At 60.0% G+C, this 20,118-nt stretch carries 12 protein-coding genes and 1 riboswitch; of the genes, 8 read left to right on the top strand and 4 right to left on the bottom strand.

Features of this window, described 5'->3' with window-relative positions; all coding sequences use genetic code 11:
• Positions 1-34 precede the first annotated feature (34 nt).
• The 6 genes from KQI84_13880 (at position 35) to KQI84_13905 (ending at position 10,453) form a co-directional block, all read left to right on the top strand.
• On the top strand, positions 35-337 hold the full coding sequence (locus KQI84_13880) for a hypothetical protein (GenBank protein ID MCB2155967.1): 303 nt from the start codon (positions 35-37) through the stop codon (positions 335-337).
• An 80-nt stretch (positions 338-417) separates the two neighbouring features.
• On the top strand, positions 418-1,998 hold the full coding sequence (locus KQI84_13885; protein MCB2155968.1) for an FAD-dependent thymidylate synthase: 1,581 nt from the start codon (positions 418-420) through the stop codon (positions 1,996-1,998).
• Between the two features lie 128 nt (positions 1,999-2,126).
• Positions 2,127-3,368, top strand: coding sequence for a hypothetical protein (locus KQI84_13890; GenBank protein MCB2155969.1), 1,242 nt, complete (start codon positions 2,127-2,129; stop codon positions 3,366-3,368).
• Between the two features lie 36 nt (positions 3,369-3,404).
• The gene (gene dnaE, locus KQI84_13895; protein ID MCB2155970.1) at positions 3,405-6,929 is read left to right on the top strand and encodes a DNA polymerase III subunit alpha; all 3,525 of its coding nucleotides are present in this window, start codon (positions 3,405-3,407) and stop codon (positions 6,927-6,929) included.
• 138 nt (positions 6,930-7,067) lie between these two features.
• Positions 7,068-8,987: an SUMF1/EgtB/PvdO family nonheme iron enzyme gene (locus tag KQI84_13900; GenBank protein ID MCB2155971.1), complete on the top strand. Its 1,920-nt coding sequence runs from the start codon at positions 7,068-7,070 to the stop codon at positions 8,985-8,987.
• A gap of 74 nt (positions 8,988-9,061) precedes the next feature.
• On the top strand, positions 9,062-10,453 hold the full coding sequence (locus tag KQI84_13905) for an ADP-ribosylglycohydrolase family protein (GenBank protein MCB2155972.1): 1,392 nt from the start codon (positions 9,062-9,064) through the stop codon (positions 10,451-10,453).
• 12 nt (positions 10,454-10,465) lie between these two features.
• On the opposite strand, the gene KQI84_13910 is transcribed toward KQI84_13905, so the two are convergent.
• The gene (locus tag KQI84_13910; GenBank protein ID MCB2155973.1) at positions 10,466-11,194 is read right to left on the bottom strand and encodes a class I SAM-dependent methyltransferase; all 729 of its coding nucleotides are present in this window, start codon (positions 11,192-11,194) and stop codon (positions 10,466-10,468) included.
• A gap of 168 nt (positions 11,195-11,362) precedes the next feature.
• Between KQI84_13910 and KQI84_13915 the strand changes: the two genes are divergently transcribed.
• Positions 11,363-11,851: a hypothetical protein gene (locus tag KQI84_13915; protein ID MCB2155974.1), complete on the top strand. Its 489-nt coding sequence runs from the start codon at positions 11,363-11,365 to the stop codon at positions 11,849-11,851.
• An 18-nt stretch (positions 11,852-11,869) separates the two neighbouring features.
• Here the strand turns inward: KQI84_13915 and uvrA are convergent, their stop codons facing one another.
• Positions 11,870-14,680, bottom strand: a complete 2,811-nt coding sequence (gene uvrA / locus KQI84_13920; GenBank protein ID MCB2155975.1) for an excinuclease ABC subunit UvrA — start codon at positions 14,678-14,680, stop codon at positions 11,870-11,872.
• A gap of 128 nt (positions 14,681-14,808) precedes the next feature.
• Positions 14,809-14,928, top strand: a riboswitch (TPP riboswitch).
• Between the two features lie 62 nt (positions 14,929-14,990).
• On the opposite strand from uvrA, the gene thiC reads away from it, so the two are divergent.
• Positions 14,991-16,877, top strand: coding sequence for a phosphomethylpyrimidine synthase ThiC (gene thiC / locus KQI84_13925; GenBank protein ID MCB2155976.1), 1,887 nt, complete (start codon positions 14,991-14,993; stop codon positions 16,875-16,877).
• Between the two features lie 117 nt (positions 16,878-16,994).
• Here thiC and KQI84_13930 read toward each other — a convergent pair whose 3' ends face one another.
• Together KQI84_13930 and KQI84_13935 are read right to left on the bottom strand one after the other, a co-directional pair.
• Positions 16,995-18,494, bottom strand: coding sequence for a sodium:solute symporter (locus KQI84_13930; GenBank protein ID MCB2155977.1), 1,500 nt, complete (start codon positions 18,492-18,494; stop codon positions 16,995-16,997).
• 106 nt (positions 18,495-18,600) lie between these two features.
• Positions 18,601-19,824 (bottom strand): GntR family transcriptional regulator, encoded by a 1,224-nt coding sequence (locus KQI84_13935; protein MCB2155978.1) that lies wholly within the window; start codon positions 19,822-19,824, stop codon positions 18,601-18,603.
• Positions 19,825-20,118: the final 294 nt, after the last annotated feature.

A 20,118-nucleotide genomic window follows, 5' to 3' on the forward strand; every position in this document is an offset into this window, starting at 1 on the left:
AGCAAATCGGAGGGATTGTAACATAAGCGCAACCGTGGAAGATCGCGACTTACGCTCGCAATCGAAATCCGCCTGTGACTTGGAGGCCCTTCTTGGAATCTGCAGGAACCAGTATGCGCCCTACGAGATCATCCACGGCGCAAGTTATGGCAAGTTGCTCAAACTGAAGGACTGGCTCCTCGATGGTCTCCCAGATCACGTTGCTGCGGGTGAACAGGCAGCACAGAGATTCCGCGCCGATCAACTGGACGAAATTCTCCCCGCGGCCTGGGCGAATGACGAATTCCTGGGGCTGATTCGAGCGATCGAGTTCAATCTCGACAAGTTGCAGGACTGATCCCCCTTCCCCTTGCATTCAGAGCCGCGCCAACCTAGCACACGGCCAACGACCGATCCCCGTTCGCAGGAGCCCCGCCGTTGGTTGCCCTCCCTGAAGCCGCCCCCAGTCCCTTTGTGTCCGCCCCACCCGCGATTCGCCTGACCAAGGCGTTTGCGACTCCGATGAAGAACACGGTCGCGACCGCGCGGACGTGCTATTCCGGGCGCGGAATTATCTCGGACGACGAGGTGGGGGAGCGCGAGCGATTCGGTCCGCTCGCCCAATCGATCTACGAGGCCGGGCACCACACGACGTTCCAGCACGCCAACTTTCAGTTCGCCATCGCGAATGTTTCACGCCAGTTTATCTGGTCCTTCCTGCACGCGCACCCATTCTACAACTCGGAGCAGGTTTCGCAGCGCTACGTCACGGTGAAGCCGGACACGATCTCGGTGCCGGTGCTGGATGGCCCGGCTGCGGCCTTGTACCGCGAGATCGCCGACATGCAGTTCGCGGCCTATCAGAAGTTGTGCGAGATGCTCTCCGGGCCAACAGAGGCGGAATTCTATCGCCGCTTCAAGCGCAGCGAGCGTATGGCGAAGTCGCACGCGCGGACAATCCGCAAGAAGTCGCAGGAAGTCGCGCGCTACGTCCTGCCTGTCGCGACGCACGCGTACCTGTACCACACGATTTCCGCCGTCACGCTGTTCAGGTACTGGCGGATGGCGAACCAGCGCGACACCCCGGCGGAACAGCGCTATGTGCTCGGCGAGATGGTTCGCCAGGTGCTCGAGCTGGATCCGGACTACGAGCTGACACTGCAGGGGCCTCTCGGGGCGGAGGCTCTTCCCGAGGAAGAGATCTTCTGCGCCCAGCCGGATCTCCTGGACGGCGGGCGTGCGGCGGCGTTTCGCGCGGAGTTCGACCAGTCCTTGGATGGCCTGACGTCGAAGCTGATTTCCCACACATCCGGTGCGGAGGCGCAGGTCGCGTCGGCCGTGCGGGAGATGTTGGGCCTTTGCCGCGCGGACCTGGCGGACGCCGACGCGATTGCGTTGGCAATGGACCCGTCGCGCAATCGGCTGCTGGGCGAGTCGCTGAACCTGACGACCATCGGGAAGCTGACCCGCGCGCTGCACCACGCGCACTACTCCTTCCGCCGCAAACTGAGTCACACCGCGGACAGCCAGGACCAGCGCCACCGCATGACGCCTGGGTCGAGGCCGTTCCTGGCGGCGCACTTCGATTCCGAGCCGGACGTGATCGTGCCGGAGCTGATCGCCCAGGATGAGGCCGCCCGCCGTTTCTTCGACGAGACGATGGCGCGCACCTGGGAAGGCATCGAGCGCCTGCGCAGCCTCGGCGTCGAGCCGGAGTGGCTCGGGTACTTGCTGCCGAATGCTGTGGCGATTCGTTTTACGGAAAGCTCGGACCTGCTGAACCTGCGCCACAAGCATCAGATGCGGCTCTGCTACAATGCACAGGAAGAGATCTGGCGGGCGTCCGTGGACGAGGCTCGGCAGATTCGCGAGGTCCATCCACAGCTTGGCCGGCTGCTGCTGCCGCCGTGCACGTTGCGATCGATGGCGCGTACGAAACCCATCTGCCCGGAAGGCGCGCGGTTCTGTGGGGTCGTGGTTTGGAAGAAGGATCTGGCCGAGTACGAGCGCGTGATTTAGCCGCGATCAAGCCGAATTTCGACTCAAGAAAAGGGTTGGATTGCCTCAGGCCGTCGGGCAAAAGAGATCCGGCTCGTTCGGGCAGTCGAGACTGGCGGGATGGGCGTACTCCGGGGGATGAGCTGTTCATGCACAAGATACACAGCCTGCTGATTTTGCTTGGTTTCATTCTGCTCGCGGCTTCGGCTGGAGCGGATGCCTTTGCTATTCCCGATACTCAGGTCGCCGATGGCGAGACGACGCTCATACTGACGTCGACGGCCACGCAGACCATTCCGTTCACGAATCCGCCCGATCTGGCTTTCATGGACGAGATCCCAATGGCAATCGTGGAGCCAAGCGCTGGCGTGACCACCGCGACCGGGCTGGTGGTTGAGGTGCATTGCCTTTGCCCCGATCCCGATTACTACACCTGGATGGCTAACCAGAACGGCCTCTACTTCGCCGATGGGTGGGACGTTGTTTACCTGGCAACCAGCTATCGCGAGGGCTTCCCCTATGACTTCGGCAAGTACCAGGTGATCGATATGTACCGCGCGATTGGCAAGACGCTGGAGATGTACCCCGACATCGATCGGCGGCGCATCTATCTGTGGGGAATCAGCGGTGGCGGCCAGATCGGGTTGAGTATGCTGGCCAGCTCAACGGTCGCCGGCGATGCGCAGGGCGAATATCCCGGGCTGTTTGCATCGTCGTTCTGCTCCGTTGCGATCACGAAGATCACCACGGCCGAAGATCGCGACCTGAATGGTTACGAGGTCGATCCCGATCCGAACGGCTGGACCGAGGAGAACGAGTGGCTGCAGCCGACGGTTGGTCTGTCGAATGTGGAATTGGCTTATCGCGCGGCCGAGCGACAATTGCGCACGCCACAGTACACGGCACAGTGGATCCCCACCGATCCGAACAGCGTCATTCGCTACTTTGAATTCCATGGTACGGCCGACGAGATCGTCGACTATCAGCATCATCTGGATTTCCGCGACGCCATCGGCAACCTTCGTCCGGGCGGGCTGCTGCCTTCCGGAGTCTGGGACAACGTGCTTTGGGCCGACGACTTCCTGCTCGGCACGATCGAAGGCGGCACGCACAACTTCTCCGGCGCTGTGGATCCGACCGAAGACACGTTTCCCGAAATCCTCGAAAAGTACGGTTCCCCATTTGGCTTCTTGACCATCGTGAATCCGAATCCGCTGCTCGCCGATCATGGCGTGATGCCGGAGCTGGACACGCACTTGATCTCCGACGTCAATGTGAACGGAGAAGTCGCCGCCCGCCGCGGTTGGCATATCCAGGGACCGTTGAACGCCGTAACGCTCTTCGAAACGACAAACACCTCTTCCGCATCCGGCTGGTTCTGCTACCAGTAACCGCCCGCAACCCTCGCCCGTTCTCGCCACAGTCCCATGCCGATCAGTCCCAACGACTTCGTTCATTTGCACGTCCACTCGGAGTACAGCCTGCTCGACGGCGCGAACCGCATCGGGCCGATGCTCGACTATGTGAAGACGCTCGGGATGGATGCGATCGCGTTGACTGACCACGGCGTGCTTTTTGGTGCGCTGGAGTTCTACAGCGCGGCGAAGAAGAAGGGCGTGAAGCCTATCGTTGGTTGCGAGGTCTACATCACGCCCGGCGAACGCACGGCACGCGGCCCTGGCGAGCAAAAGAAGACGCACCACCTGTTGCTGTTGGCGGAGAATTACGAAGGTTATCAGAACATCTGCAAGCTCTCGTCCATCGGTTACCTCGAGGGCTTCTACTACAAGCCGCGCATCGATTTTGAGACGCTGGCGCAGCACACGAAAGGCGTCATTGCCACGTCGTCGTGCCTTGCGGGGCTGATTCCGCAGGCGCTGCTCGATCGCGACGAAGCGAAGGCCGACAAGTACACCGCGCAATTTGCGGAGTTGTTCGGGCGCGAGCGCTTCTTCATGGAACTGCAGGACCACGGCCTGCCCGAGCAGCGCGAGACGAACCCGTACATCATCGGTCTGGCGCAACGCCACGGGTTGAAGCTGTTTGCGTCGAACGATTGTCACTACATGACACGCAACGACGCGCAGATGCACGACGTGCTGCTCTGCGTGCAGACCGGCGCGCGCATGTCGGATAAGAATCGATTCCGCTTCACCGGCGAGGAGTTCTACGTCAAGTCCGCGGCGGAAATGGAAGGCCTGTTCGGCGACATTCCGGAAGCGCTGACGAACACGCGCCTGATTGCCGAGATGTGTAATCTCGAAATGCCCGAACGCCAATATCGCATTCCGCGTTTCGAGTGCCCGGACGGCAAGTCCGAGATGGAGCACCTTCGCGACGAAGTTTGGAGAGGCGCGTACGAGCGTTATGGCGAACGCGCCGACAAGGACAAGGATCTGCGCGAACGCATCGAGTTTGAAATCGCCACCATCGATCGCATGGGATTCCCGGCGTACTTCCTGATCGTGGCGGACTTCATCGGACACGCGCGTTCGATCGGCATTCCCGTCGGCCCGGGCCGCGGCTCTGCAGCCGGCTCCGTCGTGGCGTACTGCCTGAAGATCACGCAACTCGATCCGCTCGAGCATGACTTGCTGTTCGAGCGTTTCCTGAACCCCGACCGTACATCGATGCCGGATATCGACATCGACTTCTGCTTCGAACGTCGTGGCGATGTGATCGAGTACGTTCGCAAGAAGTACGGCGAGGATTGCGTCGCGCAGATCATTACGTTCGGAACGATGAAGGCCAAGGCGGCCGTTCGCGATGTCGGGCGCGCGATGGACATTCCGCTGAATGTCGTCGATAAGGTCGCGAAGGCCATTCCCGCCGAACTGAAGATGACACTGCAAAAGGCGCAGAACGAATCGCAGGAACTACGCGATCTGATGGAGGCCGATCCGCAGGTTCAGAAACTGGTGCAGACTGCCGAGCGCATCGAGGGCATGGTGCGCCACGCGTCGACGCACGCGGCAGGCATCATCATCAGCGATAAGCCCGTGATGGAGTACTGCCCGCTCTACAAGGCGCCGAACGAAGAAAAACCCGCCACGCAGTTCACGATGACTGAATGCGAGGAGAGCCTCGGCCTCCTCAAGATGGACTTCCTTGGCATCAAGAACCTGACGATCATTAATCGTGTCTCCAATTGGCTGCGCGAACGCGACGGCATCGAGATCGACTGGGACAAGATCCCGATGAGCGATCCGCCAACGTATGAGGTTCTGCAACAGGGCCAGACGCTCGGCGTGTTCCAGCTCGAATCGGAAGGCATGACGAACCTCGTCAAGCGTCTGAAGCCGACCGAGTTCGCCGACCTAACTGCGCTTCTCGCCATCTATCGCCCGGGGCCTCTGAAGGCGAAGATGGACGACATGTATGTTCGGCGTAAGCACGGCGTCGAGGAGGTCGCTTACGATCATCCGATTCTCGAACCGATTCTGAAGGAAAGCTACGGCGTTATTCTGTACCAGGAACAGGTCATGCGCATCGCTATGGCGATGAGCGGTTTCACGCGCGGTGAAGCAGACGTTTTGCGAAAGGCCATGGGCAAGAAGAAGGAAGACGTCATGGCCAAGATGCAGGCCAAGTTCGTCGATGGCGCCGTGGAACACAGCGACGTCGAACGTGAACTGGCCGAGTACATCTGGAACAACATCGTGACATTCGCTGGCTACGGCTTCAACAAGTCGCACTCCGCGGCGTATGCCGTCGTCACGTTCCAGACGGCGTACCTGCGCGCGCATTACCCGACGTACTTCGCCGCAGCGCTGTTGACGAATGAAATCTATGGCACGACGGACGGAATCGCGAAGTACATCGTGAGTTGCCGCGAGATGGACATCGAAGTCCATCCCGTGCACATCAACAAGTCGCTCGAGTACTTCAACCCCGACGATGGCAAGATCTGGTATGCGCTGAATGCCGTGAAGGGCGTTGGCGGCCGGTTCGCGGAATCTGTTGCGGCGGAGCGCGCCGCGAACGGACCGTTCAAGAGTCTGCAGGACTTCTGTCTGCGCCTGCCGCGCGAGGAGATTAATTCGCGCATGCTGGAGGCGCTGATTAAGGTCGGTGCCTTCGATTCGCTCGAAATCAATCGCGCGGCGCTGCTGGCCGTGCTGCCGCAGATCCTGGAACTTGCCAGCGAAGTCCATCGCGACAAGGCCTCCGGGCTCGACGACATGTTCGCCGCGGATGGCGATGAAGGCGAGGCGCTCATCCAGACGATCGCGCTGCCCAACGTGCCGCCGTGGGACGAGAAGGAGCGCGCCGAGTTTGAGAAGGAATTCCTTGGCTTCTATCTCAGCGATCATCCGCTCAATCGCTTCCGCGTGGAACTCGAATCGTTCAGCGAACAGGACAGCGCGCAACTGAGCGAGCCCAATCCGCCGCTCCGCGAACGCGAACGCCGGCCCTTCGCGACCGTGGGCTACATCAGCGACATCAACATACGCACCGACAAGAATGGCAATCCGTGGGGAATTGTGAAGCTGGAAGATTTGCATGGCAGTTACGATGTGAAGTTCTTCAGCAACACGTACGAAACCTATCGCGACGATCTGCGGCTGGATGAAGTCGTGCAGATCGAAGGCGTGATGGAGCTGTGGAACGAGCGCGTTTCGCTGAATGGAAACGTCGTGCGCCGCGCGGAGGAATTGCGCGCCGACGCAAAGGGCGTGAACGTGGAATGGGACGCCGATAAGCTCGACGAGAAGACGCTGGTGGACCTGAAGGAAACCGTTCGTCGTCACAACGGCAACCGTCCCGTTCGTATCATCGTCCGCCACAAGGACATGACGGCGGCGTACGTTCCGAAGAATGGCTTGAAGATCATGGTCTCTCCGGATTCCGTTCACGCTCTCCAACAATTACCCGGCAAGCCCAAGGTCACCTACATCCCGGCCAAGCGAATGACAACAAACGGCCGCGCCGGCAAACGGCGGCGGGCGTGAGGGCAGGCGCCGATGGCGCCGCGAGTTTTGTATTACACCCGTCTTTTTGCTTGCGTGCTACCCCCAATATGTATATCGATGGTTGTAAAATAACTGCCATTCTCTGCTCTCCGCAGGCTCTTGAGGAGGAGGGGGACTATGAAGAAATGGCTGCAGATATCACGGTTTTTGGTCCCTGGTCTCGCCTTGCTGTTTGGGGCGATTCCACTCGTTCTTTCGGCAGAAGAGCAAGACGTCCGGTCGTACGATGATCCTCTTCCTGCGGATTTGGTTCTTGATTTACCGGGCGATACGCCGATTTGGTTCGTTCGTGTACCCGGCACTAGTGATATCGAGGACCCGGGGTGGAAGCGATTTGGCTTCTTCATGACCCAGTTCGAAGTTACGATTGGGCAATGGGAGGCACTCAACAACCACCCGACCGACAACTACTTCCCTACCCCGCCCGCCACAGGGATGACACAGGAACGCGCGCGCCAGTTCGCATCATCGGTGAATGCGTACATCGAGAACACCTATGGGCATAAGTGGGGGACTTTCTCTCTACCTTCTGTCGACCAGTGGGAGTACGCTGCTGCCGCGGGCTCCGAAACGCCGTTCTACTGGGGAGACGACCCGAATTTAGAGCGGATAGATGATTATGCCTGGTGGGAGGGCAACACATACGGCGGCCGAAAAAAGCCCGTCGGCCTGAAGCTGCCCAACACCTGGAAGCTCTATGATATGAGTGGGAACGTCGAAGAGTGGACTGATCATACCACGTTCACGTGCGGAGGTGGAGGGATGTGGACTCCTGGCATGTGGTATAGTTCCGTCACCGCCATCGGAGGCAGCGTCTCGAGCGAAGGCGCGGATTGCGGCATTGAATCAGCCCATTCCATGGGTTTTGGTGGAACCACCACTCTCTGCGACATCCCGGAGAGCAGTCTGGCATGTAACTACTTCGCCTCGGACATCATCGGACTGCGTCTTGTTCTCGAACCCCCCGCGCATTCCTTCCGGGATTTCACCTTTACTGATGATGGCGAAGGATGGGACTCTCACGAGCTACCTCCATTTCTGGCGCCAGACTTCTCAGTCTTGGCGGGAACACTGACAATGAAGGCGACATCCAGCGGCAATCTTGTGGGTATATGGCAATCACCCGCATTGGAAGTCGTCCAGCGCGGAGACGACCAACCGGCCGGCGCGATCAACCTTCGCGTCCCCTCCTTTGACGAGGAAACGGTGTTCTCTGTTGTCTATCGCATTCGCACCGATGAACCGAACGCGATGCTAGTCCCTCAGTTGCGACTACGCGTGACCGCGGATAACAGCCAATTCGCGGACTTGATGACCATTGAATCAAACGCAGACGCATCCTGGTCTCCGACGCCTCAAAATCGTGACTACACAATGCTCTTTCATCCTCCGATCCCGAGCAGACGGTTTCACTGTCAATTCGACATGGTCGGTCTTGATCCAAGGGATTCTGCGACAGCATCCGTGTTCCTCGAACAGGTTGCCGTTGCAAGCTCCATTAATCCAACGATCATGAACAGCCGAATCGAGAGGATTTATGACTTCGCCAAGGGGACGGAAGATTGGCAGCACTACACCGTGCCGGAGTATTTCGCTGTCCCCAACTTCGCCCATGACGGTGGACTCGGCATCTCGACGAGCGACGCACAGGAATTCCAATTCGGGTTCTGGGGTTCGACTCTGGATCCCGCGAACAATGTCGAGATCGAACCCGAGAGGCTGTATTATGGCGTGTTCACTGTAAGCACGGACATCCCGGACCCAGAGCTTGTACCGACGTTCCGGCTTAGGCTAAATGAATCACTGTTCCGCGTGGGTCGCTTCACGGTGGTAAATTCCACCGGTTCGGCAGAGTACAGTCCAGTGGCTGGTTACCCGCGCACCTACACTGTATTCTTCCCGCCAGGGGCCGGCGTTGATGAGAACTTGCTCGCCTCCTTCGATTTCCTGGCGGATCCGTCGCGCGAGGAGATTGCACCTGGCGGCTCGATCTTCCTGCAGAGCGTCAGGATTGAATCGGTTGATTGGGTTGAATGACCGTTTTCCCTTGGCGCAATCCTGAGCTTCGTCTCTTCTGATTGCGAGGAAGAGGCCAGGAAGAGGAGCGCGTCATGAATCGCGAAAAGACTCTGGGACTTGTTGCCGGTGCGTTGTTGGGCGATGCGTTGGGGGCGCCGTTCAAGAATGTGAAGGGCGGGCACATTCAGCAGCTCGCCGGCGATTGGGTCGATGACTTCCTTGCCGATCCGAACGTCTTTCCCGACAAGCCGGACAAGATCGTTCTCCCGGGTTTGCACACCGGGCATGGCCAGGAGTTTCTCGCTGTTCTCGCGGGCATGGTGGACGATCAATCCGGCCAACATCCCGTCGCGCGTACGGCGGCGAACTTGCGCGACCTCGCAGACACTGTAGAAGCGAATCATCAAAACGTCGGGGCGTTGCGCCAGCCCGGTCGGCCGTTGCGCAAGGCGTTGGAACGATGGGCCGAGCAATTCCCCTGGGATCCCGCCGATCACTTCGCCACTGACGAAGCGAGTGAAGGCGCGTCTGTGTGCATGCGTGGGCTTGCTGCGGCAATCAGTGGCGATGCCGATCCGATCGCGTATGCGCGGCTGACGCATCTGCGCGAAGCCCCCCTCGTGGCTGCATGGACGATCTGGCGCGCCGCGCAATTACTGGCAGAAAATCGAGACGCAGAAGAATTGCTGGAGGAGCTAATCGCGGGGGCGCGTGTCATCGAGGATGAACTGCGCGAAGGCGAAGTGGGGGAGCAATGGCGCGAGATTGGTTTCGGCACGCCGATCGTGCGATTCAGCGAGTGCCTCAGCCCGATTGCGAGCCTGTTGAGAACCGGCGACGATGCATTGGCGGAAAAGACGCTGCTGAATCAGGCAAAGGAATTCGTTCCCGATCGCGGCGTGGCGCATGTCCAGCATGGCTTTGCGCCGATTCTTGTCCCGTGGGTGCTTTACCGCGCGTTGGGGCCGATGTCTCCGATCAACGCCATCGAAGATGCCGTGAATCGTGGCGGCGAAACGCCGCTGGCGGCGGCACTGATTGGTGGGCTGATGGGAGCGCGCCACGGTATCGATCAGATTCCCGACGATATGTTGGCGAAGACGCTGGGTTGGCGCGATGCGGAAGCACTGGCGCTGTCTCCGTCTCCGGATACGGAGGAGGCATGGCTGGCGGACGAGCGGAAGTGGACCGGCAAGGAAGAGGCCCTGCGCGAACCGATTCGCGCGGAATTCCGCAAGCGCCAGACCGATGCGCCGCCGAAGAAAAAGAAGAAGCCGCAGCCGGAGATCGACCAGGCCGCGCGCGAGCAGGGGAAGCTGCCGTTTGCTCCGCCGCCGGAGGTCTGGCTGCGCGAGGCCGGTGACGAACTGGCCCCTTGGGAGAAGCAGCGCCTCAAGTCGGAGCGCGGCCGCAAGCGAATTGGCTGGAAGGAAGACAGGCGCGAAAGACAGCGCCACAAAGGCGAGGACGAGCCGGACGAGTGAAGGCGAGAACAATCAGCCCTTTCTTCGTCCCGTTACCGTGTAGCCCAACGTCATTGGCAGATCGCTTTGACTCCGTCCCCACTTTTCGGTGAGCAGCAACCCAGCCATGATCGGCAGCACCACCAGGCGGGTTGCGTAATTCCATGGCTTTCCCACTGCCTTGACGGACCACAGCCCAAGCGATTGCGCCATTGCCGTGTGCCAGCCACCACGAGGCTCGATCATCTCGGGCTCGAAGCCCGCCTGCTCGAACAAGTGCCGCAAGCCATACTGCGTATAGCGGTAGAAGTCGTAGGGCGCTTCGTGCTCCGGCCAGAGCAACGGCGTCGTCAGTACCAGTGTGCCTCCAGGCCGGCAAACGCGCGCGCACTCGGCCAGGAACGCGCCCGGGTCGGGCTGATGCTCCAGCACTTCTGTACACAGCAACGCGTGGAATTCCGAGTCGCCGAACGGCCATGGGCGCTGCGACAAATCCGCCGTGACCGTGTCGCCGGTTTGCGCCTCGTGAATGCTCTTCGGCCAGTCCGTGCCGACGTATTCCAGGCCGGCTGCTTCGACCCATGGGCGATAGGGCTGTGCGCCGCATCCGATATCCAGCAGGCGCCCGCCGTCGGATAGCTCCGCGCGCCATCGTTCGCATGCTCGTGCTACGGACTCCGCGATCCCGCGCCGCACCAGGCACGAATCCACATTCCGCAGCCCAAGCCGCTCCTTGCCGTAACCGGAGATCAGATCCGCCATGAGTCGCTCCTGCCCAAAGCCTGTGGCGCGCCCCGTTCCCGGAACAAGCGCCTTTTCCGCGCCACACGACAAAACGGCCATCGGTCGCAAGGAAGATCGTGAGTGACAATCCGGCGGGGCGCGGGTACCATTCGTCGTGTTGTGAAACTTCCTGCGGGAGAAAGCTCCATGCGATTCATTCGCTATTCAATGATGATGCTTCTGGTGGCGGTGATGTTTGCCGTTGCTGCGTGCTCCACTGCCGAAAAGGCGAATATCGAAATCCAGGGCGAGTATCCCGGGCGGATCGATGGCGAGATGGCGCCCGTCGCCGGCGAATTCAACGCAGAGGAAGGCATGCCCCCCGGACTGGCGAAGGAAGGCAAAGTCCCGCCCGGGTGGGAGCGCTCCGGCAAGATTCCGCCCGGCCTAGCCAAGAAGGGCGTGAAGATTGGCATGTCGTACGATGAACTGCGGGAGCAAGCCGGCGATTCACTGATCAGCGTCCACATGAATGGCGACAAAGGCAGCGTGGCGATCAAGGGCGAGCTGGACGAGCTCTTTCAAGTGCGCATCGAACAGGGCGTCGTTGTCGGAGGCAACGCACTGCTGAAACCCGACGCTCCGATGCCCCGTAATAAGAAGATCAAGCCGCATCCGATGCCGAGGAAGAAGTAGCGGCGGTCGGCTCCGTCCCTATTTTCCAATAACCCGCGCCAGGTGCTGGCCGGTTAGGCTCTCTTTGCGGGCAGCGACTTGTTCTGGAGTTCCTTGAGCCACCACGTGGCCGCCGGCGTCGCCGCCTTCCGGGCCGAGGTCGATGATCCAGTCCGCGCGGCGAATCAGTTCGAGATTGTGCTCGATGACCAGCAGCGAGAAGCCGCGGTCGATTGCCTTATCGAATACACGCAGCAGTACCTCGAGATCCGCGGCATGCAGCCCGGTTGTTGGCTCATCAAAAATGAGCAGCAGATTGCCCTGCTTTGATGCGGCCGTCGCCAGGTGGCTTGCCAACTTGAGGCGCTGCGCTTCGCCACCGGACAACGTATTTGTCGGCTGGCCCAGCCGCAGGTATCCAAGACCGACATCGACCAGTGGTTCCAGGCCTTTTGTAACGGCACGATAGCCGGCAAAAACCTTCAGCGCTTCCTCGACGGTCAGGTTCAGAATGCGTTCGATGTTGTAGCCGTTCCATTCGACGTCGAGCACGCGATCCTGAAAACGGCGCCCCTCGCACACGTCGCAAACAACTTCGACGTCGGAGAGAAACTGCATGTCGATGACCTTTGTGCCGGTGCCCTCGCATGCCTCGCACCGCCCGCCGGAGACGTTGAATGAGAAGTCCCGCGGCGTCAGATTCTTGCGTCGGCCGATGCGCGAATCTGCCAGTAATCGTCGGATGCCATCGTAGGCTTTCAAATACGTCGCGGCATTCGACCGCGACGACCGTCCGATGGATGACTGATCAACTAGAACGACGTCATCGATTTGCTCAAAGCCGGCAAGTCCGGTGATCTTTCCCGGCTCGACATCGACGTCGCCTTGCTCGCGCCGGTAGTTTGCCCACATGCAGCGCGAAACCAGCGTGGACTTTCCAGAACCGCTGACGCCGGTCACGACTCCCAGCACGCCGAGCGGAAACTTCACCGTCAAGAAGTCGAGGTTGTTCTCGTGAGCGCCCTGCACCTCGACCCATCCGTTCGGCTCACGTCGTCCGAATCGCGTTGTCGTCTTGCCCTTCTTCGCAGGCTTCGCTTCGGCGCCATTCGTCTTCAGAAAGCGCGCGGTCTGCGACTCGGTGGCTTCCGCATTGATCTTATCGGGCGGTCCTGCATACACGATTCGCCCGCCATGTTCGCCGGCGGCCGGGCCGAGATCCACAAGGTGATCCGCCGTACGGATGACGTCCAGATCATGCTCCACGACCACGACGGTATTCCCGAGCGTCTTCAATCGATCGAGAACACCGACCAGGCGATCCGTATCGCGCGGATGCAAACCAACGGTGGGTTCGTCGAGCACATACAGCGTCTCGGTCAATGCACTGCCCAGTGCCGTCGCGAGGTTGATGCGTTGGGCTTCTCCGCCTGACAATGTGCGCGTCTGGCGATCGAGCGTCAGGTAGCCGAGACCGACTTCCGCCAGATAATCGAGTCGTGCGCGCGTCTCGCGCAGAGGGCGTTCGACCGTTTGCTCGGCCTCGCGCGAAAGCTCCAACGCCGCAAACCACTCGCGCAACGCGAGCACATTCATGCGACACAGATCGGCGATGCTTCTGCCACCGACAAGGACGGCTCGGGCATCTGGCACCAGGCGCGTGCCGCCGCAATCTTCGCACTCCGTGAATCCGCGATAACGCGCGATCTGAATCCGCGCCTGCACCTTGTAGCGTTTGGACTCCAGGTATTCGAAGTAGCCGCTGATGCCGGTCCACTTCGCTTTGCCGTCGCGCATGATGCGCAACTCGCGCTCCGAGAGATCCTTCCACGGCTTCCACAGGTCGACGCCGAAATCGTGATTCATTCCGCGGAACCAGTCGAGCCACTCTCCGCCGGTTTCGCCACGGAACGGCGCGATGGCGCCCTCCTCGATCGAAAGCGTCGGATCGGGAATGACGCGGTCCCAGTCCAGCCCCGTGACGCGGCCGAATCCCTGGCACATCGGACACGCGCCGAGCGGGTTGGAAAAACTGAACAGTCGCGGTTCGGGCACGCGGAACTGGCGACCGCACGAATTGCAGACCAAGTCGGAGTGGTAAGTCGTCTCCTCGCCATCGGTCGTCCGCACGATCACGCGCCCATGCCCGACACGGAAGGCCTGGCGCACGGCATCGGCGCAGCGTGTCCGCGCGGATTCCTTTGCCGCCATGCGATCGATCAGAACCGAGAATGCCGTCAGCCCTTTCGGTGGTTTCCAATCCGGTGCATCGAGATCAACCATCTCGTCGCCGATGAACAGACGCGTGAAGCCCTGGCGCTTCATCTCACGCAGCGTCCCGTCGAGTCGCTTGGCGCTTTCCAACTCGATCGGCGCGAGAATGTAGAAGCGAGCTCCGTCGCCAAGATCGAAGATCGCGTCCGTTACCGAACGCGACGTGTCCGCCCACACCGGCTCGTCGCAGTCCGGGCAAACGATCTCTCCGATCTTTGCGAAGATCAGCCGTAGGAAATCGTTGATCTCCGTGGCCGTGCCGATGGTCGACCGCGCGTTCCGAACGGGGTTTTTCTGCTCGAGGGCGATCGCCGGTGGGATGTGATCGATCGCGTCGACATCCGGCCGCGGCATGCGGGCGATGAACTGGCGGGCGTAGGTGGAAAGCGACTCGACGTAGCGGCGCTGGCCCTCGGCAAACAGCGTATCGAAGGCCAGGGAGGACTTGCCGGAACCGCTGACCCCGGTCACGACTGTGCGCCGCCCGGCCGGGAATTCGATATCCACGCCGCGCAGGTTGTGCGTGCGCGCGCCGGTGATTCGGATCGGTGGGTGTCCAGATTTCGACGGTGCCAACGGTGATGCCTCCCGGGGAGCGATGATAGAGCGAAACCCGAGCCAGGAAAGGAGAAAGTGTTTCGGCGGTGTCCGCCGCCTGCCCCAGCCTTCCCTTGAGTTTGGGAACGCTCTTCGCATAGCCTCCCGTTGTTCGCTGGGTGCGGCGCCAATCAGCGCCTGAGACGCGGTTTCGGCCAAGATGCACCGCGGGAGCCCCTGAACCTGAACCGGATCATACCGGCGTAGGGAAGCGAAGCCGTCTTGCCCCGATTGTCCCCTGGCAATTCCGCCTCTCGCTCCCCTCGGAACTATCGATGAGGAGAGCTTCATGTCGATTACCGACTCCAATAAGTCCAAAGCGGCCCTTCAGGCCGAATTGATTACCCGCGAGCCGTTTCCAAACTCGCGCAAGATCTACGTCGAGGGCAGCGACCCATCGATCCGCGTGCCGATGCGCGAGATTTCCCAGGCGGTCACCACGGCCGGCATGATGAGCGGCAAGCCCGTCGATGTGCCGAATCCGCCGATTGCCGTTTATGATACGTCCGGTCCCTATACTGACCCGGACGCAAAGATCGACATTCGGAAGGGACTGCCGGCGCTTCGCGACAAGTGGATCGAGGAGCGCGGCGACACCGAGCGGCTCGGCGATTACACGTCCGACTATACGCGCCGCCGTTGGAGCGACTCCGCGACCGAGGCGATCCGGTTCCCAGTTTCCCGTCAGCCGCGCCGCGCGAAGGCCGGCAAGCGTGTCACTCAGATGCACTACGCGCGCCAGGGCATCATCACGCCCGAAATGGAACACATCGCGATCCGCGAGAACATGAAGAACGAAGCGCTGGGCGAAGTGTTGCGCCAGCACCCGGGCGAAAACTTCGGCGCGGCGATCCCGAAGGTCATCACGCCGGAATTCGTTCGCGACGAGGTGGCGCGCGGCCGCGCGATCATCCCCGCGAACATCAATCACCCGGAAATCGAGCCGATGATCATCGGGCGGAACTTCCTGGTGAAGATCAACGCGAACATCGGCAACTCGGCCGTGTCGTCCTCGATCGAGGAAGAAGTCGAGAAGATGGTGTGGGCGGTGCGTTGGGGGTCGGACACGGTGATGGACTTGTCCACCGGCCCGAACATTCATGAAACGCGCGAGTGGATTCTGCGCAACTCGCCGGCGCCAATCGGGACCGTCCCGATGTACCAGGCACTGGAGAAAGTCGACGGCCGACCGGAAGAACTGACCTGGGACATCTTCCGCGACACGCTGATCGAGCAGGCCGAGCAGGGCGTGGACTACTTCACGATTCACGCGGGGGTGCTGCTGCGGTTCATTCCGCTGACCGCAAAGCGCCGCACGGGCATCGTCAGCCGCGGCGGATCGATCATCGCCAAGTGGTGCCTGGCGCATCACAAGGAGAACTTCCTCTACACGCACTGGGACGAAATCTGCGAGATCATGGCGGCCTACGATGTGGCTTTCTCGATCGGCGACGGTCTGCGCCCGGGCAGCATCGAAGATGCAAACGACGAACCACAGTACGGCGAGTTGAAAGTCCAAGGCGATCTGACGCGCCGCGCGTGGGAGTTCGACGTGCAGGTCATGAACGAAGGTCCCGGGCACGTTCCCATGCACATGATCAAGGACAACATGGACAAGCAGCTCGAGTGGTGCGGCGAAGCGCCTTTCTACACGCTCGGGCCGCTGACGACGGACATTGCGCCAGGCTACGATCACATCACGTCGGCGATCGGCGCCGCGATGATTGGATGGTACGGCACTGCGATGCTTTGCTATGTGACACCGAAGGAGCATCTCGGTCTGCCGGACAAGAACGACGTCCGCGAAGGCGTGGTGACGTACAAGATCGCCGCCCACGCGGCCGACCTGGCAAAGGGACATCCCGGCGCGCAGGCCCGCGACAATGCGCTGTCCAAAGCGCGCTTCGAGTTCCGCTGGGACGACCAGTTCAACCTGTCGCTGGATCCGGAGAAGGCGAAGTCCTTCCACGACGAGACGCTTCCCGCCGAGGGCGCGAAAGTCGCCCACTTCTGCTCCATGTGCGGGCCGAAGTTCTGCTCGATGGAAATCACCCAGCAGATCCGCGACTACGCCGACGAGCACGGGTATTCCGCCGAGGAAGCTAGGGCCAAGGGCATGGAAGAAATGAGCGAAGAGTTCAAAGATAAGGGCGGCGAGATTTACCTGCCGGATTGAGCCATGTCCGGGGCAACCGATTGAACATGATTGTGTATCAGCAGCTCGTTTTTAAGAACTCCGCCGAGGATTCCCGGCGGAGTTCTGGTATTTGCAGCGACTTTTTAGGGTCTGCGCTTAAGCTTGTGTCCCGGCGGCGTTTTTTCTGCCGAAAGCCAACGTCAGCAGGAAGCCGACAAGGACGATGGTCGACGTGCCGAAGACGATCGTCATGTAGCTGTGCAGCGGGCTGGCCAGCCCCCCGAGAAGCTCTGGCTTCCAGGAGGAAAGGCTCATCCAGGTAATCACCAGGACGCCGGCGACGACGCCGATGACCGCTTCGGTGTTGCGCGTGAAGCGCGAGAAGTAGCCGAGCAGGAACAGACCGAGCATACCGCCGCTGAAGATGCCGGCGAGCTTCCACCACACATCGAGCGCGCTCTTCACGTTGATCATGGCTAGTGCCAGGAGGATTCCCAGAATGCCAAGGACGATCGTCGTTCCGTAGAGAACCATCATCGACTGCTTTTCGGTAGCATTAGGGCGAATCAGGCGCTTGTAGAAGTCGGAATAGACCACGGTGGCGGCGCTGTTCACGCTGGTGGAGACGGTACTCATGGCGGCGGCGAAGATGGCGGCGATGAGTAGGCCCGTCGCACCCGTCGGCAACCCGTTGACGATGAAGTACGGGAAGACCTTGTCCGAGTTCCCGGGCTGAAGGTACTCGGCCGGGATCAGATCGGGCTGAACCTTGTAGTAGGCGAAGAGGGCCGTTCCGATGAGGAAGAAGAGGGCCGAAACCGGGATGTAAAGAAGTCCGCCCATCCAGGTCGAGAGAGTCGCTTCCTTGTCGGACTTCGCGGAGATGAAGCGTTGGATGTAGCTCTGGTCGATGCCGAAGTTCTGAAGGTTGATGAAAACGCCGTAAATCATCACGACCCAGAATGTCGACTTGGTCAGATCGAGTCCGAAGCTGCCAAGGCTGAATTTGTGATTCTCCGCACCGATGCGGAAGACTTGGCCGGGACCCTCGGGCATGCCGAACATCAGGATGCCGAGACATGCCAGCGCACCAATGGCGAGCAGGAACCCCTGGATCGTATCATTCCAGACAACCGCTTCCAATCCGCCCACGAGAGTGTAAACGGAGACGGCGATGCCTGTGATGATGATGATCCAGATGATGTTGATGCCGAGCAACTCGCTGACCGGCAAGGCCATCAAGTACATGACTGTTCCCATGCGAGCGATCTGAGTCAGGAGATAGCAGCTACTAGCATAGATGCGCGCCCACGTTCCGAATCGTGCTTCAAGATAGCTGTAGGCGGAGACTTCGTTCCTACTACGGTACAGGGGGACGAAGAACTTCACCGCCAGGAGTGTGGCGATCGGCAGCGAGAGGGAAAACACATAGGCATTCCAGTTCGTCCCCATCGCGTTGCCGGGAATGGCGAGGAAGCTAATGCTGCTGACATAGGTCGCCAGGATGGACATGCCGCATGCCCACCCGGGAAGCGATCGGTTCGCTGCCGTGAACCCTTCGGAACTCTTGCTCTTTTTCAGAAACAGGAAACCGAATGCGACTGTACCGAGCAAGTAGATCGCAATGATTCCCAAATCAATGAATGATACTTTCATGCCATGTCCTTTCAGGCTTGGTCGATTCCGCTTCGTCTTCTACGGTTTTGGAGCGAAACGGGAACGTCTCTGCTGAGAAGGACAGGATTTCACTGTCGCTTGCCCCTCATTTCTTGCCGGAATTCGTCTCTTTGAATGGTCGGCAACTTCCGCGTTCAATGAACTGCGGTCGGAAAATATGCTCTTGGAAGTCTGCGGGGAGTTTCCCCTGGATTCGCTTCAGAATCAGTTCGGCCGCCTTGGCTGAGATTCGGTCGACCGGCTGCTCCACGGTCGTCAGTGGGGGAGAAGTGAACCGAGTCGCTTCGATATTGTCAAAACCAACGACGGACACATCGTCCGGAACCTTCAGGCCTAAGTCTTTCGCTGCAGCCGTCACGCCGAAGGCGATGACGTCGTTGGTGGCGAAGATCGCTGTCGGACGCTCACCCACCGGGCGAGAGAGAAGGTGTCGAGCGGCCTCATGTCCGCCCTCGTCATGCTCGAAGGAACTGACGATCATATCTTCTTCGCGAAGCTCGATTCCGTGCTCGTGCAGCGCATCGCGGAAGACATCCATCTTCTTCCGAGTCAGATTCATGAAGGGCTGGGCACTGATGCAGCCGAAACGCGTGTGCCCGAGCGAGACCAGGTACTCGGCAACATCTCGAACGCCCTGGCTGACATCGGATTTCACATAGTCAGTTGGTACGCGCGGGTAATTCGAGTTCATATAGATGAATGGAATGCGCGCGATCTTCAGACGCCACAGCACGATCTCTTTTTCGGTTCCGCTGGTATCCAGCGGGACGATGATGATCCCATTCACACGATTGCTGATCAGGCGGTTCAAGTACTGATTCCAGAGTTGGAGACTGCCGTCCGTACTGTGGGTGATCACCGTGTACTGCTCGGCGTGCAGCAAGGCCTGGATCTTCTTCGCCATCGATGCGAAGTAGGGATTGGCCAGATCGGGAATCACGAGACCAATGCTCATGTGAGCCGTGGCGGCCTTGCCATCGGAGCTCTCCCGATGCTCGCGAGAAGCCGCGAAAACGCCCTTGCCCCGAACGCGGATCACGCATCCGCGGCTATCCAACTCCTGAATCGCCTTATTCACCGTGGCGAGGCTGACCTGGTACTCCGCGCACAACTCATTGAACGTCGGCAGCGGATCATTCGGGGCATAGACCGAGGTTCGGATGCGCTTCTCCAGATCATCTGCAATCCTCAGATACTGTGGCTTTGGCGAGTTCCCGTTTGGACGTGCCGCAGCCGGAGGCCTTGGCCGTGTTATTTCGTCATGAGCTCCCATGGCTTCTTCTTTCTTTCCGCGGTCCCGAATCTTCATCCAATCCCAATTCCAGTGTCCATCCAGAAGTGTAACCGACTAGAGATGTAGAGTTTCGAACTTCCGGGGAGTCTTGGAGCCGTCTATGATGCCCCATGCGATCGATTCAGAGCCAGGACACCCTCGCCGCTCGCTCTAATTGTGGAGACTCTAGGCCTAGAGATGTGAAGTTGTCGAGGGAAAACTTGCGGCCAATCAAGTTTTCTTTATGATTGATATAAATAGAGTTATCATGAATTCCTTGTCGGTTATGGAACGGCTTTGTTGTAGAGTTGTCGCCAAAACTCCGCTCTA

It is taken from the genome of bacterium, from assembly GCA_020444065.1.
Classification (GTDB): Bacteria; Sumerlaeota; Sumerlaeia; order SLMS01; family JAHLLQ01; genus JAHLLQ01.